We start from the raw sequence: 25,482 nt of genomic DNA on the forward strand, positions 1-25,482 counted from the left end.
TCGTCGTGCCCAGCCCTATCCTCGCCCGCGCCGATGCCCTGATGCACCGCAAACGCCCGAACGAAGCGGGCTTTGACGACGTTCCGATATTGACCGACGCCATCGGCGACGATGACGACATTCCGGTGCTGCTCGAGGTAGCACCGGCCGCGCAGGATGCCGTGGCTCCTCCCCTGGAGCCGCACGAGGAGCAGCCCGAGGACCCGATCGAAACCCCGCATCCGGAAGCCGACATGGCGCCGGAAATAGCGGTAGCGGCCAGCGACGACAAGGCCGTTCCGGTCGCCCCCCTGCCCGGGGCAACCATTGCCTCCGATGCCGCCCTGCGCGAGCAACTGGCCAGCGAACTGGCCCGTCGCGTCGAACAGCGCCTTGCCGCCGAACTGCCCCGCATCATCGAATCAACCTTGCGCGAGTTCCTGGCCGAACAGGAAATGATCGCCGCGTCATCGCCGCGCGACTGAATTCGGGCGAAGCCGGGGCTGCGCTCCGGTATAATTTCCGGTTTTCCCCCTTTTCCGACAAGTCCATGGAACTCGCCAAAGCATTTGAGCCGGCTGATATCGAACGTCGCTGGTACCCCGAGTGGGAAGGTCAAAATTACTTCGCGGCCGGCGTCGACCGCAGCAAGACCGACAATTTCTGCATCCTGCTGCCGCCGCCGAACGTCACCGGCACGCTGCACATGGGTCACGGCTTCAACCAGACGATCATGGACGCCCTCACCCGCTACTATCGGATGCGCGGTCACAATACGCTGTGGCAACCGGGCACCGACCACGCCGGCATCGCCACGCAGATCGTTGTCGAGCGCCAGCTGGACGCCCAGGGCATTTCGCGCCACGACCTCGGCCGCGACAAGTTCCTGGAAAAGGTCTGGGAGTGGAAGGAATACTCCGGCAACACCATCACCAAACAGATGCGCCGCATGGGCACCAGCCCTGACTGGAAGCGCGAACGCTTCACGATGGACGCCGGCCTCAACAAGGTGGTCACCGAAACCTTTGTCCGCCTCTACAAGGAAGGCCTGATCTACCGCGGCAAGCGCCTGGTTAACTGGGACCCGAAGCTGCACACCGCCGTCTCCGACCTCGAAGTCGTGCAGGAGGAAGAAGACGGCTTCATGTGGCATATCCGCTACCCGCTGGCCGATGGCTCGGGCAGCCTGGTGGTCGCCACCACCCGTCCGGAAACCATGCTCGGCGACACCGCCGTGATGGTGCACCCGGAAGACGAGCGCTACAAGGCGATGATCGGCAAGATGGTCAAACTGCCGCTGACCGAGCGCGAAATCCCGATCATTGCGGATTCCTACGTCGATCTCGAATTCGGCACCGGCTGCGTCAAGGTCACGCCAGCCCACGACTTCAACGACTACGCCGTAGGCCAGCGCCACGGCCTGCCGATGATTTCCATCCTGACCCTGGATGCGAAGATCAACGATGCCGCCCCGGAAAAATACCGCGGCCTGGATCGCTTCGACGCCCGCAAGGCCGTCGTTGCCGACCTCGAAGCCCTCGGCATCCTGGAAAAGACCGACAAGCACAAACTCAAAGTGCCGCGCGGCGACCGTACCGGCGTCGTCATCGAACCGATGCTCACCGACCAGTGGTTCGTCGCCATGTCCAAGCCGGGCGCCGACGGCAAGTCGATCACCGAGAAGGCCCTCGAAGTCGTCCATTCCGGCGAAATCAAGTTCTACCCGGAAAACTGGGTCAATACCTATAACCAGTGGCTGAACAACATCCAGGACTGGTGCATCTCCCGCCAACTGTGGTGGGGCCACCAGATTCCGGCCTGGTATGGCGTCAATGGCGAGGTCTTCGTCGCCCAGAATGAGGAAGAAGCCCGCAAGCAGGCCGACCATGCCGGTTATGCCGGTCAGCTGACCCGTGACGAGGACGTCCTCGACACCTGGTACTCGTCCGCCCTGTGGCCGTTCTCGACCCTGGACTGGAGCGGCGACGAAGCGACCGACGCGACCAATCAGGTGCTGCAGCAATACCTGCCCTCCTCCGTGCTGGTCACCGGCTTCGACATCATCTTCTTCTGGGTCGCCCGCATGGTCATGATGACCAAGCACGTCACCGGCAAGATTCCGTTCAAGCACGTCTATGTGCATGGCCTAATCCGCGACGGCGAAGGCCAGAAGATGTCCAAGTCCAAGGGCAACGTGCTCGATCCGATCGACCTGATCGACGGTATCGACCTGGAAAAGCTGATCGAAAAGCGCACGACTGGACTGATGAACCCGAAGCAGGCCGAAAGCATCGCCAAGAAGACCAAGAAGGAATTCCCGGAGGGCATCCAGTCCTTCGGCACCGACGCCCTGCGCTTCACCTTCGCCTCGCTGGCCAGCCCGGGCCGCGACATCAAGTTCGACCTGAACCGCTGCGACGGCTACCGCAATTTCTGCAACAAGCTGTGGAACGCCACCCGCTTCGTGCTGATGAATGTCGAAGGCCATGACCTGGCCCTCGAACACCAGCAGGGCGGCCCGGCCTGCGGCGGCTCTGCGCCGCTCGAATTCAGCTTCGCCGACCGCTGGATCGTCAGCCAGCTGCAGCGCGTCGAGCAGGAAGTCGAACAGCATTTCACCGACTACCGTTTCGACCTGATCGCCCAGGCCGTCTACAAGTTCATTTGGGACGAGTTCTGCGACTGGTATCTGGAAATCGCCAAGGTCGAAGTCCAGACCGGCAATGATGCCCAGCAGCGCGGCGCCCGTCGCACCCTGGTGCGCACACTGGAGGCCGTACTGCGCCTGGCCCACCCGTTGATCCCCTTCATCACCGAAGAACTGTGGCAAACCGTGGCGCCGATTGCCGGCCGCAAGACGCACGACTCGATCATGCTCGCCGCCTATCCGCGCGCCGAGGAATACAAGATCGACACCGCCAGCGAAGCCAAGGTTGAGCGCCTCAAGGCCCTGGCCTACGCTTGCCGCAACCTGCGTGGCGAGATGGGCATTTCCCCGGCCCAGCGTACACCGCTGATCGTAGCCGGCGGCGGCGATGAAATCCGCGAGTTCGCCCCCATCCTGCAAGCTCTGGGTAAGCTGTCCGAGGTACAAATCGTGGACGACATGCCGGCCGACGCCGTGGCACCGGTCGCCGTGGTCGGCGAGACGCGCCTGATGCTGAAGGTCGAGATCGACGTTGCCGCCGAACGCGAGCGCCTGAAGAAGGAAATCGAAAAGCTGGAGAAGCTGATTTCCATCGCCCAGGGCAAACTCTCGAACGAAGGCTTCGTTGCTCGCGCCCCGGCCGCCGTTGTCGAACAGGAAAAACAGCGGGTTGCCGAATTCACGGCGACGCTGGAACAACTCAAACCGCAACTGGCCAAACTGGGCTGAGTAAAGAGAGAAAAATGGAAGACAAACGCGGCTTCTTCGCCACGATATTCACTGCCCTGATGATTTTCTCCGGTCTGGTCGGTGTGTGCACCGTCGCCTTCATCAGCTCGTGGCCCTGGGAAAAGAAGGACCCGGTCTGGAAGCCCGCGTTCCGCATCGTAGCCGTCTGCGCCGCCACCAAGGAACCTTGCGGCATTGCCTACGGCGATTTTGCCGAGGCCAAGGCCAAGGGCCTGTACGCCTCGCTGGAGCCGGCCCAGCCGGCCGGCGACGTCGAGGAGGAGAAGAACTGGCTGAAGTGGAAGAAGGAAGACGGCATCTACGAGGTCAAGGCGTCTTCCTGGTATTTCCAGAACACCATCCGCTACAAGCTCGAGAACGAAACGCCGGTGCTGGTTGCCTACCAGGATGTCGATGTTTCCAGGGCCTTCACCTATGGCATTGGCGCCGCGCTGTTCATGATGGCCGGCCTCTACCTGCGCAAGCTGCGCAAATAAACCGCCAGACCAGGCCTGAAGACTGCGGTTTTCAGGCCTGGCGCAGCGCGACCCGGACCAGTCCGCGCAGCGCGTTGCCCAGCCAGAAACCATCCTCGAGGTCGGCCGGCCACAGGATCTGCTCCCTGGCCCGCCCCTCCGCCAGTAGTTCCGCCCGCAGCACGCCGGGCAAGGCACCACTACTCAACGGTGGTGTCAGCAGGATGCCCTCCCGCTCGACAAAGACGTTACTGCGCGCCCCTTCCGCGACTTCGCCCCGTTCGTTCAGGAACACCTGATCGAATACGACCGGCTCGCCGACAATCGCCATGAGCGCCTCGTCGTAAAGCGCCCGGTCCGTCGTCTTGTGCCGCCGCAAGGGATAAGCCGAGTCGATCGGCGTTGCGGCCAGCACGGCATGGCGAATGCCCGGCGGCTCCCCGGCCAGCGGAAAGGAAGCCACTTGGCAGTCGCCGTCCTTGGCCAGCGTCAGGCGGACGCGCCATGTTCCATTCTGTGGCTGCGCCGCCAAGGCCGCCAGAACCTGCGATTCATCCAAGCCAAAGCCCAGCCAACCAGCCGAAGCGTGCAGACGGTCGAGGTGCCGTTGCAGTCGTGGATAAACCCCTTCCTCGCGGCGCAGGGTTTCGATCAGTTGCAGGCCCGGATCGTCATCGCGCAGGAAGCGGGCTTTCAGATGGCACTCCGCCCATTCGGCACCGATTTCGGAATCGGCGACTATGCCGCTGCCGACGCCCAGCCTGCCCTTTCCTCCGGCCTGCAAGACCAGGGTGCGAATGGCGACGTTGAGCCGGAAATCGCCGTTCGGAGCGAGCCAGCCCAGGGCGCCGGTATAGAGTCCGCGCGGTGTCGACTCGAGATCGGCGGCGATCTGCATGGCCCGGATTTTCGGCGCCCCGGTAATCGAGCCGCAGGGAAACAGCGCGCGCAGGATGTCACCGAATGAGACCTGCGGACCAACAGTGGCCGACACTTCCGACACCATCTGCCACACCGTCGGGTAGTCCTCGATATCGAACAACCGGTCCACCACCACGCTGCCGTGCTGTGCCACGCGCCCCAGGTCGTTGCGCAGCAGATCGACGATCATCAGGTTTTCGGCGCGATCCTTGGTCGATTGCCGCAACTGCTCGGCGGGCGCGCTACGCGGCGCCGTCCCTTTCATCGGCCGGGTCATCAGGCGATTGCCGACGCGTTCGAGAAACAACTCCGGCGACAGCGAAACCAGCGCTTCCTTGCCGTCACCGACAAAACCGCCGTAGCGCACCGGCTGGCGCTGGCGCAAGCGGGCATACAGGGCGGCCGTCGAGCCGAACCAGTCGAACGACAACGGAAAGGTGAAATTGACCTGATAGCAATCGCCGGCCGCAATCAGTTCCTTGATGCGTTCGACCGCCACGGTATAGCCAGCTTGTTCGATGGCTGCGTGCAACCCGCCGATCCCGCTGACCGCTCCCGCCGCACGTTCATGCAGCCAGTCGTCGGCTTCCTCGGCGACCATCGAAACCCGTTGTGCAAAGCGCCAGAAACGGGCCAATACCTGCGTACCCGGCATCCAGCCCGCCGGCGCCGACTTCGGTTCGAGCAAATAACCCAGTTCGTATTCGAGAGCCACAACGACCCAGCCCGGCGCTGCCTGCAGCGACTCCAAGGTGCGTGCCAGTGATGCATGGTCACGGACTTCGAAGCAATCGATCAGCCCGTCGAAACGCCAAGCGGCAGGTTCGCCTGCCGGCGCCTGCCTGTCTTCAAAAAAAGCGGTGAACGGGGTGTTTATTTGCGCTTCAGGAAGAACTCGAAAACCCGGTTTTCTTCCTTGTGCTCGAGCAGTTCGTTACCGGTCTGCTTGGCGAAGGCGGGAAAGTCCTTCAATGAGCCTGGATCGGTCGCCACAACGCGCAGAATCTGGCCCGAATCCATTTCAGCCAGAGTCTTCTTGGTGCGCAGGATGGGAAGCGGGCAATTCAAGCCCTTTACGTCGAGATCGCGATCGAATTCCATGGTCGTTCAGCTGAAGAGTCAAGTTTCGATTTTAACCCTAATTGCGTTTTTCCTTGAGTTCGTCGATCTGGCGGCGCTTCATCTCGCGCAGACGGGCATCGATCGACGACATTTCGTAGAAATTGGCATCTCCGGCCTTCTGCGCCAGCATCAATTGCTCGACGGCGCCTGCCGTCTGCCCCTGCAGGATGAAGACCTCGGCCAGGGCGCGGTGCTGCATGGCACGCCGCCCCAGGCCGGCATAACTCTCGGCGCGCAGCTTGTGCAACTGGACATCTTCGGGATAGTTAGTGAGCTGGGCTTCGGCAAAACGCAGCGAATCGTCGAAGCGGCGTGCCCCGGTCAGCGCTGCACCATAGCCATAAACCAAGGCCAGATTGAGCGGATAGCGCACCATCGCATCGCGGTAGATGGCCAGCCCGCCGGTCGTGTCGCCCTGTGCTAGACGCAAGTCGGCCCGCAGGTGCTCCAGCATCGCCGCCATCACCTTCAGGCGCCGCGCGGCCTCGAGTTCCTTCTCGGCCCCGCTCCAGTCGCGAACCCGGTAGCGCGCATAGGCGAGACCGAAATGGATCGCTCCCTCGGAAGCGAATTTCTTCTCCTGCAGCAGCACTTCCATGTCCTTGACGGCATCGCGCGGCGTCCCCTGCATGGCGCGCACCTTGGCGCGGACCAGATGGAAATCGACGCTGTCGGTCACCTGCCGATAGGGCACGGCCTGCTCGCGGTTCTGCATGTCGGTTAGGCGTTCGCCGGACAACGGGTGGGTGCGCAGATAAGCCGTCGCATTGTTCTCGTAGAGGCGCACCGCCTGCTGCAGGCGGGCAAAAAATGCCCCCATGCCGCGCACGTCGAAACCCGCCTTGCGCAAAACGTCGAAACCCTGGCGATCGGCCTCGCGCTCGAAATCCCGCGAAAACGCGAGTTGCGACGAAATCGCCCCGGCCTGCGTAGTGGCGATCGCAGCGCCGGCCACCTGGCCGCTCGAGCGTGCGGCCAGTAGGGCCAGCGCCATGGCCACCATGGAGGCCATGCTGACCTGCTTGGATTGATAAATCTGCCGCGCGATATGGCGTTGCGTGACGTGAGATATTTCGTGGCCGAGCACCCCGGCCAGTTCGGACTCGGTCTGCGCCGACAGGATCAGGCCTGTATGCACGCCGATATAGCCACCGGGCATGGCGAAGGCGTTGATGTTCGGGTCGTTGATCGCGAAGAAGAAAAAGCCGAATCCCGGATCGTTGCTGACCGCCGCCAGGCGCCCGCCCAGCTGGTTCAGATAGACTTCGACGTCGGCGTCGTCAAGATAAGCCGGTTCCCGCCAGCGAATGTCGTGCATGATCTGCAGGCCGATTTTCTTCTCGGTGTTCAGGGAAAATTCGCTGCTGGCGATATCGCCCAGTTCGGGCAACTCGTCGGCATACAACGGCTGGATAGCCAGCGCACAAGCGAGGGTCAGGGCGACAAATCGTTGGGGAAAACGCATGGTGCTATGATAGCGCAGCCTTGAATACCGCCATTCCGGTGGTTCGTAACCAAACGTAACGCCAGTGACCAATTCCACCCTGACTCATTTCGACAACGCCGGCCAGGCCCATATGGTCGACGTCGGCGCCAAAGCCGAAACCGCTCGCGTGGCCCGCGCCGCCGGCAGCATTTTCATGCAACCCGAGACCCTGGCCCTGATCCGCGACGGCTCGGCCAAAAAAGGCGACGTGCTGGGTATCGCCCGCATCGCGGCCATACAGGCCTCGAAGCGGACCGGCGACCTGATCCCGCTGTGCCATCCGATCGCACTGACCCGCGTTGCCGCCGAATTCACCGTCGACGAGACGCAAAACGCCGTCCATTGTGAAGTGACCGCCGAATGCTACGGCCGCACCGGCGTCGAGATGGAAGCGCTGACCGCCGCTTCGGTCGGTCTGCTAACCATTTACGACATGTGCAAGGCCGTCGATCGCGGCATGCGCATCGACGGCATCCGCCTGCTCGAAAAGAAGGGTGGCAAGTCCGGTCACTGGCACGCTGAATAAACATTCCGACAACATGTTCGAACTGCGCAGAAATTTCCTGAAGGCTGGGGCCTCCGCCGCCCTCCTCTCCCCATTGCTGGGCACCGGACTGCTGATGCCGACCCGCGTTCTGGCTGCCGAATGGAACCGGCCCGCCTTTACCTCCCGCAATGTGGGCGACGCGCTGAAGAACTATGGCAGCGCCACAGCAACGGAAACCCGTGACATCGTCATCAATGCGCCGGAAATTGCCGAAAACGGCGCCAAGGTGGAAGTCGAAGTCAGCTGCAATGTCGCCAATACGCGCAGCCTAGCCATTTTTGCTGACAAAAACCCGATGCCACTCTGTTCGGCCATCGAATTCTCCGGTCCCGTCCTGCCTTACATCCGCGAGCAGATCAAATTGTCGGAAACCACCCGTATTCGTGTCGTCGCCAAGACCGGCGACGGCAAGTCCCATGTCGCCTTCCGCGAAATCAAGGTGACCCTCGGCGGCTGCGGAGGCTGAACATGGGCGAGCCGATCAAAATCCGCGCCCAAAATCAGGGCGAAACGAGCGATGTGCGCATCCTTATGCAGCATCCAATGGAAACCGGGCTGCGCAAGGATGACAAGGGACAAACCTTTCCCGCCCACTTCATCCAGACTTTCACGATCAGCCTGAATGGAAAAGCGATCATCGATGGCCAACTGAATACCTCGATCTCCAAGAATCCGCTCTTCACTTTCAAGGTGCGCGGCATCAAGGCAGGCGACAAACTGGCCGTGGGCTGGATTGACAATACTGGCGACAAGCGCCAGGACGAAATTACCGTCGGCTGACTTTACAGTCCGCCAAAGCAGGGACGAAAAAAGCCCGCCTGAATCAGGCGGGCTTTTTGATTTTATCTGTATCCGAGTTAAGCGCTCTGGATATTGGAAGCTTGCTTGCCCTTGGGACCCTGCACGACGTCGAAAGAGACCTTCTGGCCTTCCTTCAGGGTCTTGAAGCCATTCATATTGATGGCGGAGAAGTGTGCGAAGAGGTCTTCGCTGCCATCATCCGGAGTAATAAAGCCAAAACCCTTGGAATCATTGAACCACTTAACGGTACCGAGTGCCATGTTTGCTACTTTCTTACAAAAATCGAACAAATTTCCGGGTCTCCCCGACTCCCTGTTTGCGCTCAACAACCCGGTGCTCACGGCAATCCCGATGCAGCTTGAAGCCAAACACTATGGCTTTCTACGCGACTTGAAATATGTCGTCAACAAGTTTCTATGCCGCAGCGCAGCATATCTCAGGCAGGCGAATTGCTTGCTCCATACTGGAAAACGAGTAGTTCACGACATATGACGTATTGCACATTGAGTCGGACTGTATAGAATCGAATGCATGGCTACGAAGTTTCAGGAAGGCGGACAACTCGAGGCCCAGCGCAGCAGGCTGGGGCCGCCGAAGATGTACAAGGTGGTGTTGCTGAACGACGATTACACACCGATGGATTTCGTCATTACCGTTCTGCAGCGTTTTTTTTCTCTGGACACTGAACAAGCGACGCGAATCATGCTCCAAGTTCACAATGAAGGTCGAGGCGTGTGCGGCGTTTACCCGCGCGACATCGCTGCAACCAAGGTGGAACAGGTACTCGCATTCGCCCGTCAGCATCAACACCCGCTCGCGTGCATCATGGAGGAAAACGAATGATTGCCCAGGAACTCGAAGTCAGCCTGCACATGGCCTTCGTCGAGGCGCGTCAAAAGCGCCACGAGTTCATTACCGTCGAACATCTCCTGCTGTCGCTGATCGACAATCCGTCGGCGGCTGAAGCCCTACGTGCCTGTGGTGCGAAAACCGACACGCTGCGTAAGGATCTCGCCAATTTCATCGACGAGCACACGCCCACCGTGTCCGGCGAAGACGACATCGACACGCAACCGACCCTGGGCTTCCAGCGCGTCATCCAGCGCGCCATCCTGCATGTACAGTCGTCTGGCAAGAAAGAGGTCAACGGTGCCAACGTGCTGGTCGCCATTTATGGCGAAAAGGATTCACATGCCGTCTACTTCCTGCAGAAGCAGGGCGTGACGCGGCTCGACGTGGTTAATTACATCTCGCATGGTATCAGCAAGGTGCCGCAGCAAAAGGCCGCTCCCGAAGGCGAAGTCGAGACCGAAGGCGAGAAGGGCGAAGCCGGACCGCTCGAGCAATACACCATCAACCTGAACGCCTTGGCGCTGCAAGGCAAGATCGATCCGCTGATCGGCCGCGACAAGGAGTTGGAGCGCGTCATCCAAACCCTGTGTCGTCGGCGCAAGAACAATCCTCTGTTGGTTGGCGAAGCCGGTGTGGGCAAGACGGCCATTGCCGAAGGCCTGGCCCGCAAGGTGGTGGAAAGCGACGTGCCGGAAATCCTGGCCAAGGCCAATGTCTATTCCCTCGACATGGGTGCGCTGCTGGCCGGAACCAAGTACCGCGGCGACTTCGAGCAGCGACTGAAGGGCGTGCTCAAAGCCCTGCAGGACAACCCGCATGCCATCCTGTTCATCGACGAGATCCATACGCTGATCGGCGCCGGTTCCGCCTCGGGTGGCACGCTGGACGCCTCTAACCTGCTCAAGCCGGCGCTGTCGTCCGGCCAGTTGAAGTGCATCGGCGCGACGACCTATACCGAATTCCGCGGCATTTTCGAAAAGGACAGTGCCCTGTCGCGTCGCTTCCAGAAGATAGACGTCAATGAGCCGTCGGTGGCCGAAACAGTGGAGATCCTCAAGGGCCTGAAGGCGCGCTTCGAGGCGCACCACGGCATCAAATATTCGGCAACAGCCATCTCGTCGGCCGTCGAGTTGTCGGCCCGTTACATCACCGATCGCCACCTGCCGGACAAGGCCATCGACGTGATCGACGAAGCCGGTGCCGCCCAGCGCATCCTTCCCAAGTCGAAGCAAAAGAAGGTCATCAACAAGACCGACATTGAGGAAATTGTCGCCAAGATCGCCCGCATTCCATCGCAGCACGTCTCGCTGGACGACCGCGGCGCGCTGAAGAACCTCGACCGCGACCTGAAGGCCACCGTCTTCGGCCAGGACAAGGCAATTGATGCGCTGGCCAAGGCGATCAAGATGGCGCGTTCCGGGCTGGGCAATCCCGGCAAGCCGATCGGTTCCTTCCTGTTCAGCGGCCCGACCGGCGTCGGCAAGACTGAAGTCGCCAAGCAGTTGGCCTATTGCCTGGGTGTCGAACTGCAGCGCTTCGACATGTCGGAGTACATGGAGCGCCACGCCGTTTCGCGCCTGATCGGCGCCCCGCCTGGCTATGTCGGCTTCGACCAGGGCGGCCTGCTGACCGAGGCGATCACCAAAAAGCCGTACTGCGTGCTGCTGCTCGACGAAATCGAGAAGGCGCATCCGGATATTTACAACATCCTGTTGCAGGTCATGGACCACGGCACGCTGACCGACAACAACGGGCGCAAGGCGGATTTCCGCAATGTGGTGATCATCATGACCACCAATGCCGGCGCTGCCGATCTGCAGAAATCGAGCATGGGCTTCACCGCGTCGAAGCAGACCGGCGACGAAATGGCCGAAATCAAGCGGTTGTTCACCCCGGAATTCCGCAACCGTCTGGATGCGACCATCTCCTTCGCGCCGCTTGATCACGAGATCATCCTGCGCGTGGTCGACAAGTTCCTGATGCAGTTGGAAGAGCAACTGCACGAGAAGAAGGTCGAGGCGCACTTCAGCGATGCGGTGAAGGAAATGCTGGCGAAGAAGGGTTTCGACCCGTTGATGGGTGCCCGCCCGATGGCTCGCCTGATTCAGGACACCATCCGCTCCGCCCTGGCCGACGAACTGCTGTTCGGCAAGCTGGCCAATGGCGGCCACGTCAACGTCGATCTCGACAAGGACGGCAAGATCGTCCTCGGTTTCAGCGAGGAAAAGGCGGAAGCGACCGTCTGATAATTGCCATCCACCCCAAAAGCCGTGCACCATTGCACGGCTTTTTTTATTTCAAGGACTCCACCATGACCTTCAAGACCCCCGACCTGTGCGATGAATTCGAGGCCGAACTCGGCAAAAGCGTTCGTGTCGTCGCCCCGATGTTCCAGCGCTATGGCGGCCGCACCAGTTTTTCCGGCGAGATCGTGACGCTCAAGCTGTTCGAGGACAATTCGCTGGTTCGCGAACTCTTCGGCGAGGATGGCAAGGGCAAGGTTCTGGTCATCGACGGCGGCGGTTCGCTGCGCTGCGCCCTGGTCGGCGACCAGCTGGCCATCCTGGCTCACAAGAACGGCTGGGAAGGCGTCGTGGTCTACGGCTGCATCCGCGACTCCGGCGACATCAACGGCATCGACATCGGTGTCCGGGCGCTGAACACCCACCCGCAAAAGACGCTCAAAAAGGGCATTGGCGACCGCAACGTGGCCGTCACCTTTGGCGGCGTCACCTTCAATCCCGGTGAATATCTCTATGCCGACGAGGATGGCGTCCTAGTCGCGGCCAAACCGCTGATCGGGTGATCAGCACGGCAACGGTGCCTGCAGGCACCGTTGCCACAAGCACTCAGGAATCGAGCAGCGCCACGCTGTCGCAGCCGACGCGAACGTTGCCCCAATGCTGACCGCCAACCATGATCGGCATGGCGATGTCGCACAGCACCTCACCGGTATCGCGGATATAGGTCTGCAAGAGCATGGGCTGGGTGTTGCGCGCCGCCCGCAATTCGGTTGGCGCCTCGAACTTGCGGCAAGTGCGGTTGCCGACCAGATCGGTCTGGTAGTCGCCTGTCATCGGCTTCGAATATTTGGCGTTGTGGGCGGTCAGAAAGCCGTTGACGTCGACGCCGACCGCATAGGCGCCGCCCTTGATGCTGTTCAGCGCATCGTCGAGCATGCGCTGGCATTCGCGCATATAGGCATCCTGGTAGCTCACCGAGTATTTCTGCGGATTGGTTCCGGCAACGGGGCGATAGTCGCGGTCGAAGACGTTGATACCCCGCGCCTTCATGCCCTCCAGGCTGGTCTGCAGCTGATCGCGGAATTCCTTGACGCGGTCGATCACGATGTCGAAAGCGCCACGGCCGATCTTGAAGCGCGAAACCAGTTCCTGGACGCTCTCAGTGGCCTGGCACAAGGTAAGGGTGGACTTCTCGGAATCCTTCATGCTGCCGCAGACGTTGTTCGACAGATCATGCACCTGCGTTACCGCCTCGTGCACCTGGCCGTTGGTTGCGGTCAACTGTTCCATGGCCGCGGCGATCTGGTTCAACTGATCACCGGTCCGCTCGAAATCGCCGACCATGCGCTGGAATTCGCCTGACGAACGCTCGACCACCTGACGCGTCTGCTGGATGTCGTGGTTGATCACCTCGTTTTCGCTTTGCGTCTCGCGGACCAGCGAAATCATGCTGCCGATGTTGTCGGTGATTTCCTGCGTCGCAACATTGACCCGTTCGGCCAGCTTGCGGACCTCATCGGCCACCACCGCAAAGCCGCGACCCATTTCGCCGGCGCGGGCTGCTTCAATGGCGGCGTTCAGCGCCAGCAGATTGGTCTGGTCGGCGATATCCTTGATCAGGCCGGCGATCTGCCGGATGCTGTCCGAGCGCTCGGCGAGATGGCCGACCGTATCGTTGAATACGCCCAGCTTGTCGCTGACCATGACGACCTTGGTGACGATCTCGTGCATCTCGTTCAGCGACGAGCGCGCCGTCGCCAGGTTGGCATCGGTCGAATGCGAAATCAGTTCGGTCGAACTCGACACCTCGTGAATGGCCTGGATCGCTTCGGTACTGGCGCCGAAGACGGCGCCGGCGATCTCGCCCTGCTTGCCGGCCTGTCCGGCCGTATAAGCCACGGTCCGTTTCACCACCACCGCTTCGCGGGCGATATTGACACTCATTTTGCGCACTTCGCTGATGATCTCGCGCATCTTGTCGGCAAAGCGGTTATAGGATTCTGCCAGGGTGCGCAATTCGTCGTGGCTGATGGTCGGCAGATTGCGCGAGAAGTCGCCTTCGCCACGGCCGATTTCGTCGAAGATGGTCGAGATCAGCCGAATGGGGCGCAGGATCAGGTAGCGGATATAGGTAATCTGCATCACGTTCCACAGCAATGCGAAGATGGTCAGACCGATCATCAGCATCAGGCCGTGGTCGAGCATGGCCGAAATCTTCTGCAAGGATTCGGCACTGGCCCCCGAGCCGCGCAACACCTCGTTCACTTGGCTTTTCTGGCTGAAATAGATTCCCAGATAGCCCAGATCGACGAAGAAGAGCAGCAAAAAGCTCATCAGCTTCTTGGTCAGGGAGTTCCAGAAGGTTCTCTCATTCCAATCATATAGCTGTCGCAATATTTCCATATATCAACCAATAAAATACGAAATTTGTCGGATTCAACACCCCTTTCGGGTAGGCGTCAAGGCGGTAGTTTCCCCATTATTACAATGTATTACATACCTCGGCGGATACCTCGACGAAAAATTGCTGCGACGCGTTTCACTGCACCAAACATGTTTTCACATCGTGAAAATAAATGCACAAGACCATGTTTTCACACGAAAACATATTGTCTTATGTCTTATATAAGACTCTTGCTGCCCTGCAAAAAACTATCTATACTTCACCCATCGACGTTGCACCGGCTTCATCAGGTTCAACGCCGTTCCCCCAAAACCAAATCTCTTGAGGAATTCACATGAGCACTCGCGAACAGCAAATCGCCGCCCTCGAAAAAGACTGGGCTGAAAACCCCCGCTGGAAGGGCATCAAGCGCGGCTACTCCGCTGCTGACGTCGTCCGCCTGCGCGGTTCTTTCCAGGTCGAACACACCCTGGCCCGTCGCGGTGCCGAGAAGCTGTGGAACCTCGTCAACAACGAACCGTACGTCAACTGCCTGGGTGCCCTGACCGGCGGCCAAGCCGTTCAACAAGCCAAGGCTGGCATCAAGGCCATCTACCTGTCCGGCTGGCAAGTTGCCGCCGACAACAACGAATACGCCGCCATGTACCCGGACCAGTCCCTGTACCCGGTTGACTCCGTGCCGAAGGTTGTCGAGCGCATCAACAATGCTTTCAACCGCGCCGACGAAATCCAGTGGTCCAAGAACATCAACAAGGGCGATGCCGGTCACGTTGAATACCACCTGCCGATCGTTGCTGACGCTGAAGCCGGTTTCGGCGGCGTGCTGAACGCCTACGAACTGATGAAGGCCATGATCCGCTCCGGCGCTGCCGGCGTGCACTGGGAAGACCAGCTGGCTTCCGTCAAGAAGTGCGGCCACATGGGCGGCAAGGTTCTGGTCCCGACCACCGAAGCCGTGCAAAAGCTGATCGCTGCCCGTATGGCGGCCGACGTCTATGGCGTGCCGACCCTGGTCATCGCCCGCACCGACGCAGAAGCTGCTGACCTGCTGACCTCCGACTACGACGAGAACGACAAGCCGTTCCTGACCGGCGAACGCACCGCCGAAGGCTTCTACAAGACCAAGAAGGGTCTGGACCAAGCCATCTCCCGCGCCATCGCCTACGCCGACTACGCCGACCTGGTGTGGTGCGAAACCGGCACGCCGGATCTGGAATTCGCCCGCAAGTTCGCCGAAGCCGTGCATAAGGTTCACCCGGGCAAGATGCTGGCCTACAACTGCTCGCCGTCCTTCAACTGGAAGAAGAACCTGGACGATGCCACCATCGCCAAGTTCCAGCGTGAACTGGGCGCCATGGGCTACAAGTACCAGTTCATCACCCTGGCTGGCATCCATTCCATGTGGTACAACATGTTCGACCTGGCCCAGGACTACGCCAAGCGCGGCATGTCGGCCTACGTCGAGAAGGTCCAGGAGCCGGAATTCGCTGCCCGCGACCGTGGCTACACCTTCGTGTCGCACCAGCAGGAAGTCGGTACCGGCTACTTCGACGACGTCACCACCGTGATCCAGGGCGGCAAGTCCTCCGTCACCGCGCTGACCGGCTCGACCGAAGAAGAACAGTTCCACTAATCGGACTTACGATTTAGGTATCCCGCTGCCCATCCGGCAGCGTTCAGAGGCCGGCTCCTACCAGAGCCGGCCTTTTTTTCTGCCCGGACGGGAGGAGCCGTCGGCCATAGGCGGCACCGGGGAAAACGGCATTGCTGCACCGCATCAATGCTGTCAAAATATGCCAAATACAATTATCTAAGGGGGTCGCATGCTGTCGCAATTGAAAATCCGCCATCGCCTGGCCTTGCTGGTCGCTGGCGCCCTGGTGCTGATGCTGGCTACGGCCGGCTACGGTCTGCACGTGTTGCGTAACTCGATTCTGGAAGACAGGCGGGCGGAAACCCGTGAAATCGTCAATACCGCGTACAGCATCGCCGAACATTACGGCAAGCGCGCCGAATCCGGCGAACTGCCGCTGGAAACCGCCCGCGAAATGGCGCAAGCGACTATCGCCGCGATGCGCTACGAGGGTGACAACTATTTCAGCCAGTACGACACCAGTTACCACATGGTCCGCCACCCGTTCAAGGCCGAACTGAACGGCAAAGACCTGAGCGAACTGAAGGACAGCACCGGCAAACGCATCGTCTATGAACTGGTCGAGGTGGCCAAACGGGGCCAGGGCGAATTTGTCGAATACCTGTGGCCGCGCGGCGCCGACAAGACACCGCTGCCCAAGCTGGCCACCGCCCGCCTCTACGCGCCCTGGGGTCTGGTCATCCAGTCCGGCATCTACATCGACGACGTCGATGCGCAGTTCCACCGACAAGCGGCCATCATCGGCGGCGGCATCGCCCTCGGCATGCTGCTGCTGGTCGGTCTCTCATGGTGGATCGCCATCGGCATCAGTGCGCCGCTCGCCCACCTCAATGGGCGCATGGACGAAATCGCCGCCGGCGGCGACCTGCGCGAACCGATCCGCGTCGCCAGCGGCGGCGAACTCGGCGCCATGGCGCTCGCATTCAACACGCTGATGCAGCGCATCGGCGGCGTCATCCGCGAGACCGCCGACGGTTCGCAGCAATTGCGGGCAGCGTCGGAACAGCTGTCGTCGAGCATCCGCCGCATCGAGCAGAGCAGCGCCCGGCAAAGCGATGCGGCGGCGTCGACGGCGGCAACCGTCGAGCAGATCACGCAGAGCATCGGCAGCACCACGGTCGGCCTGCAACAACTGTCCGGCTTTACCGACCAGTCGCGCACGCTGACCCAGGACGGGCGTCATGTGGTCGACCGGGCGGCCGGCGAAATGGCTCGCATCGCCGACTCGGTAACCACCTCGGCCCAGGCCGTCGATCAGCTCGGCGCGGCATCGCGGCAGATTTCCGATATCGTCGCCGTCATTCGCGAAATCGCCGACCAGACCAACCTGCTCGCCCTCAACGCCGCCATCGAAGCCGCCCGGGCCGGCGAAAGCGGGCGCGGCTTCGCCGTCGTCGCCGACGAGGTGCGCAAGCTGGCCGAACGTACGGCCCAGTCTACGCAACAGATTTCGCAGATGATCAGCGGCATCCAGGGGCAGACCGAGCAGGCGGTCGCCGGCATCCGCGAGGTTTCCGACATGGCCCTGCACGGCGTCAAGCTGGCCGGCCAGGCCGGCGACGCCGTATCGCGCATCGACGGCAGCGTCGGCGAAGTCCGCCAGGTGGTCGCCGACATCGCGCACGCCGCCAACGAGCAGCACCAGGCGAGCAACACCATTTCCAGCCACATCGAGGACATCTCCCGCCAGGCCCACGACAACGCCACGGCGATCCGTGATGTCGCCGCTGCCGCCCTCGGGCTGCAACGAATGGCCGAAAGGATGCAGGTCGGGATCGCCTACTTCAAGGCCTGAACCACAACGCCGGCGGCAGGCGCTGGCGCACCTTTCCGATTGCTACGGAAACCCTGCATTGCGGCTCATTTAACGAATGAGCCGCACTCATGATTCCGAGTCTGTTGATTTTGTTATCGCCTCATTAGAATTGACGAAGGAGGCTCGTTCAAATCGCCATACATGAGGAATGATCATGCCAGTCAGCCTTGCGAAAATCCCGTCCGTCGACCTGTTTCGCGGTTTCGTCGCGGTAGGGCGGCGCATGAGCATCACCTTGGCCGCCGGCGATCTGTTTCTGACGCAGTCGGCCGTCAGCCGGCAGATCCAGGGCCTGGAAACGGCCCTCGGCATCAAGCTGTTCGAACGCAGCCATCGCGCCATCCGCTTTACCCCGGAAGGCGAGCAGCTTTTTCTGGCCGCCGACAGCGCCATGCAGCAACTTCAGGATGCCTTGGGCGTGCTGGAGGACAGCCAGCGCCAGCGACCGGTGACCGTGACGGCCAGCATCGGCGTTGTCGGCCTGTGGCTGCTACCCCGTCTGGGTGCCTTCCAGGCGCAGCACCCGGAAATCGAGGTTCGCCTGTCGGCCAGCAACCATCTTGTCGATTTGCGCAAGGACGGCCTGGATATCGCCATACGGTATGGCCAGGAATCGACGATGCCGCCCGGGGCGACGCGCTTGTTTGGCGAAGATATTTTCCCGGTCGCCCACCCCAGCTTGGGACTAACCGGACTGGACCCGGCAGCGATCGCCCGGTCCACTTTGCTCGAATTCGAAGGCGACCCATCGCCCTGGTGGCAATGGAACGCCTGGATCGAATCGCAAGGTTGGGCCGGCATCAAGCCGAAGAGCGTCATCCGCTTCAACCTGTACGACCAACTGATTCACGCGGCCATCGCCGGCCAAGGCATCGCCCTGGGGCGTGGCCAACTGATCGCACCGATGCTGGCCGACGGGCGCCTGGTTGCCTTGCCCACACCTTGTCCGGGCCCCAAGTCCAACAAATTGTATTGCCTGATCCAACGGGACGCCAAGCCGGGCAGGCCTGTGCAAATTCTGATCGACTGGATACGCGGCGAGGCGCGGATTACCGACTCGACGGCTGCCCGATGAGCCGCCCCGGAATCTCTTCGCTCACCCTGCCATCGCGCAGCCAGGCTAGCGGAATGCGCCACAGCGAGTACATGTAACGGGAATTGAAGAAGGCGAAGTGCCCAATGGCCTGCTCGCCCAGCGCGCCGGGCTCGATGCGCAGGTGGGTCGACGGACTGTTCTTGTAGTAGCCGAGGAGGCGCTGGATGGCTGGAACGGTTCCAAACTCGTCGTCGCTCATCGACAGCGCCAGGGTCGGCCCGGTCAGTCGGCCAAAGGATTCGACCAATTGCGCCCGCTCGTCCGACGACAATGCCTGCGGACCGGATTTGTAGATGTCCTCAAAACGCGGGCGGGGGGCGACCCAATCCCGGACCACGCCGCGTGGGGTATCTTCCAGCCAGCCCAGCCGCTTGCCGGGAAAGTAGCCGAAGATGGCAGTCAGCACCGGCATGACGACATGCCAGCGCAGGTACATGGCGAGCCGCTTGTGCCGGGCGTAGTCCCGCCAGTAGGCGAATTGCGAGCCCATGGTAAAAACGCGGGTGATCAGATGATTCGACGGCGCCATACCGACCAGGAAACCGCCCACGCTGTGCGCAGCGACCAGAATGGCGTGCCCCTTGAAGCAAGCGCCGGCAAATTGCAGAACCCCCTCGAAGTCCTTGCTGCCCCAATCCAGCCAGCTCGCGTCGAAACCACGCATTTCACTGGGCCGCGAGCCGCCGATGCCGCGGTAATCGTAGGTGATGACGTTAAAGCCGTGGGCGTGGAGAAAGTCGGCAAAACGGCTGTAATAGCGGCTGTGCACCGAGGTGGCGGGATTGATGATGACGACCGGTGGCGGCGCTTTGCCATCCTCCAGCGCATGCACCCAGGTATGGGCCTGCAACGGGAAACCATCGACCGCGGGGATGGTGATTTTGAGCGGGGTGCAGGATTTCGAAGTCATGGCAGCGTTGCAACAAGTGTCTGTAAGGTGCTTTTACCTTACGTTCGATTGCCGCTGCGCTCAAATGACTTATTTGCCCATACGCATTCCCGGAGAGCATGCATCGCCGGTGCAACGGTGAGGACTGAGGCTGCTATCGGGAATCTCGCGTCAAACCGAATCTTCGTCGATCACGACATCGGCAATCCAGTGCCGACGCCGCCTCTCTAGCCGGGCCGCCACGCTCTCGCCATCGAAGCTGGCCGACTCGTAGTGCAGCAGCGCCGTTGCGCTCCCCTGCAGCATACGGGTATTGACCACCGCATAGACTCGGCCGTCAATCTGGCTGGTCACAATAGGAATGTCGCCACAACTGGCACAGATATGGAATTGAGCCGTTTCCGTGGCAAAACTATGGCGGGTGACCAGCGTCGGACGCTTGATGCGTACCATCAGCTTGCCGGAGGAACAGGCGGTCCACGCCGCGGAATGAGCGACGCAGAACGAACAGGAGCAGGCCCGGGCCGGTATCGCTACCGGATCAGGCGTCCAGTCGAGCGTGAATGAAATATTGCCGCACCGGCAACGACCCAAAATCTGCATGGCGCCTCCCCGGTCATCGAGTTTACCGATTTCTGTACCTGTGCGGATAAAGACGGCGCCGAATGAGCGTCAAGATGATGCACATGGCAGATTGGCCAGCCCCGGATCACGGATATCGCAGAAATTTCGCTCGGTAACCGCCCATTGGCCTATGAAGAGGGAGAGTCGGCAAGCCGACCATCCCTTTCGGCGCAGCAACTGTGCTCCATAATGGAGCACACTGCTCACTTCTGAAGCACACCCCAGGGCAACATACGGGACAGCGTTCCGTCGCGCAACAAGGCATGCTTGATGGCACCGGCCACATGCAGGCCGATCAACGCTGCGCCACCCCAGACAAAAACGACATGCAGCAGCTTGAAAGTAGCGTTCAAGCCCTCGTCCGGCCAGCCCAGGCGGGGCATCTCCAGGCCGAAGAACTTCACCGGATACTGGGTGAACGACGATGCCAGGAAACCGGCGAGCGGCGCGAAGAGCAGGAAAACATAGAGCAGGTGGTGCACTGCCGTGGCCAGCCGCGCCTCGGTGCCGGTCGACAGCGGCGCCAGGGCCGGACGTCCGGCCCGCCACAGCAGGCGCACGGCCAGGAGCAGCAGGGTGAGCAGGCCGAGCGACTTGTGCAAGCCGTAGGCCGCGCTGCGTTCCGCGCCCTTGGGCAGATCGATCATCGTCCAGCCGAGCCAAAGCAACCAGATGACGATGGCCGCCTGCACCCAGTGGAGCACCATCGCCGGCGCGGAATAGCGCTGCGCACTCATCGGATGCTCACTCCCCACGGCAGTTCGCCGACTTCGATATCGGCGGTTTTCTTCAGGTCGGCGGTATCGATCACCGACACGGTGCCGGAACGGCCGTTGGCGACATAGAGCTTGCCGCCGTCCGGCGTAATGGCCATGTTCCACGGCCGCTTGCCGACTTCGATGGTGGCAACGATGTTGTTGCTCGCCACGTCAATGGCCATCACCGACGGATCGCGGCCATTGGAGACGAAGACCCGCTTGCCGTCAGGCTGCACGGCGATCCCGTTCGGATACTGCCCAGCCGCGATTTCGGTAAGCACGCTGCGGCGCTGCACATCGATCACATAGACTTTGCCGGCCAGCTCGCTCGCCACATAGGCCCGGCTGCCGTCGGGCAGAAAGCCGATACCGCGCGGCCGCTTGCCGACCGGAATGCTGCCCACCTGCTTGCGGACCTTGAGATCGATCACATCAACCTGCTCGGCTTCCTCGGCGCTGACATAGAGCCAGCGACCATCCGGGCTGAACACCGCATGCTCCGGGTTCTTGCCCTGCACCTTGATACGCGCCTGCTGACGCCCGTCAGCGGCCGCCAGCAGGGCGACACTGTTGTCGTCCTCGACCGCCACGGCCAGTTGCTTGCCGTCCGGCGACAGGCTGACGCCTTCCGGCGAATCGCCGACCCGCACCGATTTCAACAGCTTGCCGGCCACCGTATCGACAATCAGCAGGTTGCCCGTCTTGCCGTCGGTCAGATAGAGGCGCCCTTCTCCGGCGGCAACACCGCGCGGCCGTTCGCCCAGCGGCAAATCACGCAAGCGCTGGTCGGTAGCCGTATCGATTACGCTGACCGTAGCGGACTTTTCATTGGGCACATAGGCCAGCGGACCGGCCAAGGCCGGTCCACCGAAGGCAGCCAGCAAGGCCGCTCCAAGCAGGGAATAGAGTCGCATGAAGGCTCTCAGACGGGTTGGTGGGAAATGCCGTGACGCTTGAAGATTGCGGCAATGCTACCGTCGTTCTTGAGTTCGGCCAAGGCGGCGCCGATGGCTTCGGCCAGCGACTGATCCTCGACCTTGACCGCCATGCCCACCGCCCAGCCGTCCATTTTCAGTTCGGGAAAATGCGGCGTATCGATGACGACCTTGCTCTGCCCTTGCAACGCGGCTTCCACTTCGGCACGCTGGCCGAGCACGGCGGAAACCTTGCCGTCGACCAGGGCCTTGCCGGCTTCCGCCACCGTCTTGAAATGCACGACATTGTCGCGCAGGCGGCCATTGAGCACGGAGAGCAGGAAGGAATCAGCCAGCGACGTGGTCTCGACCCCGACCTTCTCGCGGGTAAAGATTTCCAGCGCCACCGCTGCCGAGCCGGACGGCGCCTTCGGAATACGCTCCGGATTGCGCGCCAGGGCAAGGGTTTCGCGATGATAGGCGCCGAAGATGCGGACCTTGTCATTGGAACGGGCCAGATACTCGTCGACCGGCACGTGCATCATCACGTCCGACGGCGGCGTACCGAGGTAATGCCCCTTCCAGACCATGTTGCGCAGGTCGTCGTTCATATCCTCGTCGGCGTTGTAGCCGACGATCTCGGCCGTCACCCCCAGCTTGGCGGCGATGGCGCGGGCGATGTCGGCGTCGATGCCCTTGCCGCCAGCCATCGCGTAGGGCGGGAAGTCATTGTAGACCGCCACGCGCAGACGACCCTTCTGGCGAACCGTGGCCAAGGCGTCCTGAGCCGAAGCCGGCAGGGCAAAGGCCATGGGCAGTGCGGCACAGGCCTTCAGCCAGAGACGGCGATTATTCTTCATGAACGGTTTCCAGCCAGGTACGGATGGCCCACATCGCTTCCTGCGACAGGGTGCCTTCGAACGGCGGCATGTAAACACGGCCGTCGCGCACGGAACCACGACGGATACGCTGCAGGAAGACTTCGTCGCCTTCGTCGCCGAGCGGCAGGTAGCGCAGGTCCGGGGCGATGCCGCCGGAAATGGCGCCCAGTCCGTGGCAGCGGGCGCAGTTCTGGTTGAAGGCGGAATCGCCGATGCGGATCGCCGTCTTGTCCTTGCGGTACGGGTTGCTCGGCAGGAAATCAGCACCGAGATTCTTCAGGCCGGTCGTATCGACGGCTTGCGGCACGACGTCGCCGTGGGCGAAAACCTGGGGTGCGGCGACGCCGATGAACAGGGCTGCGGCGATGGCGCAGAAGGTACGGGAAGCGTGTTTCACAATGTCTCCTTGATTGAGGTCAGGTTACTGCCGTTGTGCCTAGTCTTCTGCAAACCCTGTGCCAGGCAACCGGCAATGCGAGAAAAGCATTTTTTATCGCACCTTATAGTGAAAATCGGACAAAATGGACAAATTACTGAACGTGTGGCACGCCACTTGCTCAAAGAAAGTACGCACTGCTCACCACGTTGCTAATAAACAGGGCAGGTGTTACGTTTTGGAACAATACAATAAAAATCTGGAGCATCCGGAGGAGCGATGGGACAAATACAATTGCTGGCCGACGAGCACGACCAGCGGCTGCAACAGGCACGACAGCTGTTCTTCGATCAGGGCACCCTGCCGGACGGTCTCGTCGACCCGATGATCCTGCGCTCATGGGAGCGCTGCCGGCGGTTCGGCCTGGACGACACGAGTTACGCTCCCGTAATGGACGCAATGGATCGCGTCGCGCTCAAAACCGAACAAGATCGCAACCGTTACCTGCTGGTGCAGGGCCGACCGATCATGGAGCATGTCTTCGAGCAGATTCGCGAATCGGGCAGCATGGTCATCCTGGCCGACGCCAACGGCCTGCTCCTGGAAACCGTCGGCGACCCAGACTTCGTCAGCCGGGCCGACCGCGTCGCCCTGCTCGCCGGCGCTTCATGGGATGAAAACCAGCGCGGCACCAATGCCATCGGCACCGCCCTCTCCGAAGAAGCCCCGGTCGCCGTGTTCGGCGGCGAGCACTTTCTCGAACACAACGGCTTCCTGACCTGCTGCGCCAGCCCGATTTTCGGGCCGGACGGCCGCCTAATTGGCGTTCTCGACATTTCCGGCGACTACCGCAGCCACCAGCGCCATACGCTGGGACTGGTCCGCCTGTCGTCGGCCATCGTCGAAAAGCGCCTGTTCGAATCGGTGCACGCCCGCGATATCCTCGTCTGCTTCCACGGCCGTGCCGATTACCTGGGCAGCCCGAAGGAAGGCATCGCCGCCGTGTCACCGGACGGTCAGGTCCTCGCCATCAACCGCAACGGGACTGAACTGCTCGGCATCCGCCAGGTCGATGCCGTGCGCCGCGACTTTTCGATGGTCTTCGAAAGCAATCTGGCTACACTGGTCGACCGCCTGCGCCACAACCCGCAAGCGACTTGCGAAATCAGCGTCAATGGCAAGGCCTTCCACGTCCAGCTGCGCGGGCAGTTGCCGCCGCTCACCGTGGCCGGCCGCGTCTTCGACGAACCGGCGGCTCCCCGGCCGCTCCGCCGCCCCGATGGCGGCAGCGCACCGACCCTGACCCTCGATACGCTGAACACCGGCGATACGCGCCTGCAGGCGGCCATCGAACGTGCCCGGCGCATGCTCGGCCGTGACATTCCCATCCTGATCCAGGGCGAATCGGGGGCCGGCAAGGAAATGTTCGCCAAGGCCTTCCATAACAGCGGCCCCCGCCATGACGCCCCCTTCGTCGCACTGAACTGCGCGTCGATCCCGGAAACCCTGATCGAGTCCGAACTGTTCGGCTACCAGGGCGGCGCCTTTACCGGCGCCCGCAAGGAAGGCGCCCCCGGCAAGATCCAACAGGCTCACGGGGGCACCCTGTTCCTCGACGAAATCGGCGACATGCCGCTTAACCTGCAGGCCCGCCTGCTGCGCGTGTTGCAGGAACGCTGCGTGACGCCGCTGGGCAGCACGCGCTCCATCCAGGTCGACATCTCGCTGGTCTGCGCCACCCACCGCAAATTGCGTGAGGAGGTCGCCCGTGGCACTTTCCGCGAGGATCTCTACTATCGCCTGAACGGCATGAGCGTCACCCTGCCCGCCCTGCGCGAGCGGACCGACATCCGCATCATGGTAGCCAAGCTGGCCGCCGCCGAAACGGCGTCGCGCAGCAACCCGGTCCGCTTCTCGGAAGGGGCGCTGCAGGCGATCGAAGGCTATGCCTGGCCGGGCAACATCCGCCAGCTGTTCAACGTCATCCGGGTGGCCATCGCGCTGCTCGACGACGACGAAACGCTGATTACCGAGACCCATCTGCCGGAAGAACTGTTCGAGACCTCGCCGCTGACGCCGAGCGCCAGCGCGCCGAACTACGACCCGTGGGCGGCAGCGCCGCTCGAGGGGGCCAACAGCCTGGATGCGATCAGCCGTCAGGCGGCGATGCGGGCGCTGGAAGCTGCCGGCGGCAATATCTCGTCGGCCGCCCGCCAGCTCGGCATCAGCCGCAACACGCTGTATCGCAAACTGGGGCGCATGTAAGC

The 25,482-nt window shown here is 61.6% G+C and carries 24 protein-coding genes; 13 read left to right on the plus strand and 11 right to left on the minus strand.

Annotated features, from left to right (window positions below):
• The first annotated feature begins 5 nt into the window (after positions 1-5).
• The 3 genes from LZ012_RS15265 to LZ012_RS15275 all read left to right on the plus strand — a co-directional run bounded on the left by LZ012_RS15265 (position 6) and on the right by LZ012_RS15275 (position 3,852).
• Complete coding sequence (locus LZ012_RS15265; protein WP_275711684.1) at positions 6-464, plus strand: hypothetical protein; 459 nt, start codon at positions 6-8, stop codon at positions 462-464.
• A 65-nt stretch (positions 465-529) separates the two neighbouring features.
• On the plus strand, positions 530-3,355 hold the full coding sequence (locus LZ012_RS15270) for a valine--tRNA ligase (protein WP_275711685.1): 2,826 nt from the start codon (positions 530-532) through the stop codon (positions 3,353-3,355).
• 14 nt (positions 3,356-3,369) lie between these two features.
• Positions 3,370-3,852, plus strand: coding sequence for a hypothetical protein (locus tag LZ012_RS15275; RefSeq protein ID WP_275711686.1), 483 nt, complete (start codon positions 3,370-3,372; stop codon positions 3,850-3,852).
• 31 nt (positions 3,853-3,883) lie between these two features.
• On the opposite strand, the gene pabB is transcribed toward LZ012_RS15275, so the two are convergent.
• From pabB to LZ012_RS15290, 3 genes are all read right to left on the minus strand, one after another.
• Positions 3,884-5,503, minus strand: a complete 1,620-nt coding sequence (gene pabB / locus LZ012_RS15280) for an aminodeoxychorismate synthase component I (protein ID WP_275711687.1) — start codon at positions 5,501-5,503, stop codon at positions 3,884-3,886.
• Positions 5,504-5,625: 122 nt separating this feature from the next.
• Complete coding sequence (locus LZ012_RS15285) at positions 5,626-5,853, minus strand: sulfurtransferase TusA family protein (protein WP_275711688.1); 228 nt, start codon at positions 5,851-5,853, stop codon at positions 5,626-5,628.
• A gap of 37 nt (positions 5,854-5,890) precedes the next feature.
• Positions 5,891-7,339: a beta-barrel assembly-enhancing protease gene (locus LZ012_RS15290; RefSeq protein ID WP_275711690.1), complete on the minus strand. Its 1,449-nt coding sequence runs from the start codon at positions 7,337-7,339 to the stop codon at positions 5,891-5,893.
• 64 nt (positions 7,340-7,403) lie between these two features.
• Between LZ012_RS15290 and moaC the strand changes: the two genes are divergently transcribed.
• The 3 genes from moaC to soxZ are packed head-to-tail and all read left to right on the plus strand — an operon-like array spanning position 7,404 to position 8,687.
• On the plus strand, positions 7,404-7,886 hold the full coding sequence (moaC, locus tag LZ012_RS15295) for a cyclic pyranopterin monophosphate synthase MoaC (RefSeq protein WP_275711691.1): 483 nt from the start codon (positions 7,404-7,406) through the stop codon (positions 7,884-7,886).
• Between the two features lie 13 nt (positions 7,887-7,899).
• Complete coding sequence (gene soxY / locus LZ012_RS15300; protein ID WP_275711692.1) at positions 7,900-8,373, plus strand: thiosulfate oxidation carrier protein SoxY; 474 nt, start codon at positions 7,900-7,902, stop codon at positions 8,371-8,373.
• 2 nt (positions 8,374-8,375) lie between these two features.
• Positions 8,376-8,687: a thiosulfate oxidation carrier complex protein SoxZ gene (soxZ, locus tag LZ012_RS15305; protein WP_275711693.1), complete on the plus strand. Its 312-nt coding sequence runs from the start codon at positions 8,376-8,378 to the stop codon at positions 8,685-8,687.
• 77 nt (positions 8,688-8,764) lie between these two features.
• Here soxZ and LZ012_RS15310 read toward each other — a convergent pair whose 3' ends face one another.
• Positions 8,765-8,968, minus strand: coding sequence for a cold-shock protein (locus LZ012_RS15310; RefSeq protein ID WP_275711694.1), 204 nt, complete (start codon positions 8,966-8,968; stop codon positions 8,765-8,767).
• 271 nt (positions 8,969-9,239) lie between these two features.
• Between LZ012_RS15310 and clpS the strand changes: the two genes are divergently transcribed.
• The 3 genes from clpS (at position 9,240) to rraA (ending at position 12,366) form a co-directional block, all read left to right on the plus strand.
• Positions 9,240-9,551 (plus strand): ATP-dependent Clp protease adapter ClpS, encoded by a 312-nt coding sequence (gene clpS / locus LZ012_RS15315; protein WP_275711695.1) that lies wholly within the window; start codon positions 9,240-9,242, stop codon positions 9,549-9,551.
• Positions 9,548-11,806: an ATP-dependent Clp protease ATP-binding subunit ClpA gene (gene clpA / locus LZ012_RS15320; RefSeq protein ID WP_275711696.1), complete on the plus strand. Its 2,259-nt coding sequence runs from the start codon at positions 9,548-9,550 to the stop codon at positions 11,804-11,806. Before clpS ends, clpA begins: the two co-directional genes overlap by 4 nt.
• Before the next feature lie 65 nt (positions 11,807-11,871).
• Positions 11,872-12,366 (plus strand): ribonuclease E activity regulator RraA, encoded by a 495-nt coding sequence (gene rraA / locus LZ012_RS15325; RefSeq protein ID WP_275711697.1) that lies wholly within the window; start codon positions 11,872-11,874, stop codon positions 12,364-12,366.
• Positions 12,367-12,409: 43 nt separating this feature from the next.
• Here rraA and LZ012_RS15330 read toward each other — a convergent pair whose 3' ends face one another.
• On the minus strand, positions 12,410-14,206 hold the full coding sequence (locus LZ012_RS15330) for a methyl-accepting chemotaxis protein (protein ID WP_275711698.1): 1,797 nt from the start codon (positions 14,204-14,206) through the stop codon (positions 12,410-12,412).
• A gap of 335 nt (positions 14,207-14,541) precedes the next feature.
• On the opposite strand from LZ012_RS15330, the gene aceA reads away from it, so the two are divergent.
• The 3 genes from aceA (at position 14,542) to LZ012_RS15345 (ending at position 18,752) form a co-directional block, all read left to right on the plus strand.
• Complete coding sequence (gene aceA, locus LZ012_RS15335) at positions 14,542-15,840, plus strand: isocitrate lyase (protein ID WP_275711699.1); 1,299 nt, start codon at positions 14,542-14,544, stop codon at positions 15,838-15,840.
• Positions 15,841-16,030: 190 nt separating this feature from the next.
• Complete coding sequence (locus tag LZ012_RS15340) at positions 16,031-17,656, plus strand: methyl-accepting chemotaxis protein (protein WP_275711700.1); 1,626 nt, start codon at positions 16,031-16,033, stop codon at positions 17,654-17,656.
• Between the two features lie 175 nt (positions 17,657-17,831).
• Positions 17,832-18,752 carry a LysR substrate-binding domain-containing protein gene (locus tag LZ012_RS15345; protein ID WP_275711701.1) on the plus strand — a complete coding sequence of 307 codons (921 nt, stop codon included), beginning with the start codon at positions 17,832-17,834 and terminating at the stop codon, positions 18,750-18,752.
• Here LZ012_RS15345 and LZ012_RS15350 read toward each other — a convergent pair.
• The 6 genes from LZ012_RS15350 to pedF form a co-directional block, all read right to left on the minus strand.
• Positions 18,727-19,683: an alpha/beta hydrolase family protein gene (locus tag LZ012_RS15350; RefSeq protein ID WP_275711702.1), complete on the minus strand. Its 957-nt coding sequence runs from the start codon at positions 19,681-19,683 to the stop codon at positions 18,727-18,729. The genes LZ012_RS15345 and LZ012_RS15350 overlap by 26 nt on opposite strands.
• A 150-nt stretch (positions 19,684-19,833) precedes the next feature.
• The gene (locus LZ012_RS15355) at positions 19,834-20,265 is read right to left on the minus strand and encodes a GFA family protein (RefSeq protein ID WP_275711703.1); all 432 of its coding nucleotides are present in this window, start codon (positions 20,263-20,265) and stop codon (positions 19,834-19,836) included.
• A gap of 224 nt (positions 20,266-20,489) precedes the next feature.
• Entirely contained in the window at positions 20,490-21,023 is a 534-nt protein-coding gene (locus LZ012_RS15360) for a cytochrome b (RefSeq protein WP_275711704.1), read from the minus strand.
• On the minus strand, positions 21,020-21,958 hold the full coding sequence (locus LZ012_RS15365) for a beta-propeller fold lactonase family protein (protein WP_275711705.1): 939 nt from the start codon (positions 21,956-21,958) through the stop codon (positions 21,020-21,022). The genes LZ012_RS15360 and LZ012_RS15365 overlap by 4 nt, the downstream gene beginning before the upstream one ends.
• A gap of 8 nt (positions 21,959-21,966) precedes the next feature.
• The gene (locus tag LZ012_RS15370) at positions 21,967-22,818 is read right to left on the minus strand and encodes a substrate-binding periplasmic protein (protein ID WP_275711706.1); all 852 of its coding nucleotides are present in this window, start codon (positions 22,816-22,818) and stop codon (positions 21,967-21,969) included.
• Entirely contained in the window at positions 22,808-23,206 is a 399-nt protein-coding gene (gene pedF, locus LZ012_RS15375) for a cytochrome c-550 PedF (protein WP_275711786.1), read from the minus strand. Before pedF ends, LZ012_RS15370 begins: the two co-directional genes overlap by 11 nt.
• Before the next feature lie 288 nt (positions 23,207-23,494).
• Here pedF and LZ012_RS15380 point away from each other — a divergent pair, with 288 nt between their 5' ends.
• Entirely contained in the window at positions 23,495-25,480 is a 1,986-nt protein-coding gene (locus LZ012_RS15380) for a sigma-54-dependent Fis family transcriptional regulator (RefSeq protein ID WP_275711707.1), read from the plus strand.
• Positions 25,481-25,482 lie beyond the last annotated feature (2 nt).

This window comes from Dechloromonas hankyongensis, from assembly GCF_022012295.1.
Classification (GTDB): Bacteria; Pseudomonadota; Gammaproteobacteria; order Burkholderiales; family Rhodocyclaceae; genus Azonexus; species Azonexus hankyongensis.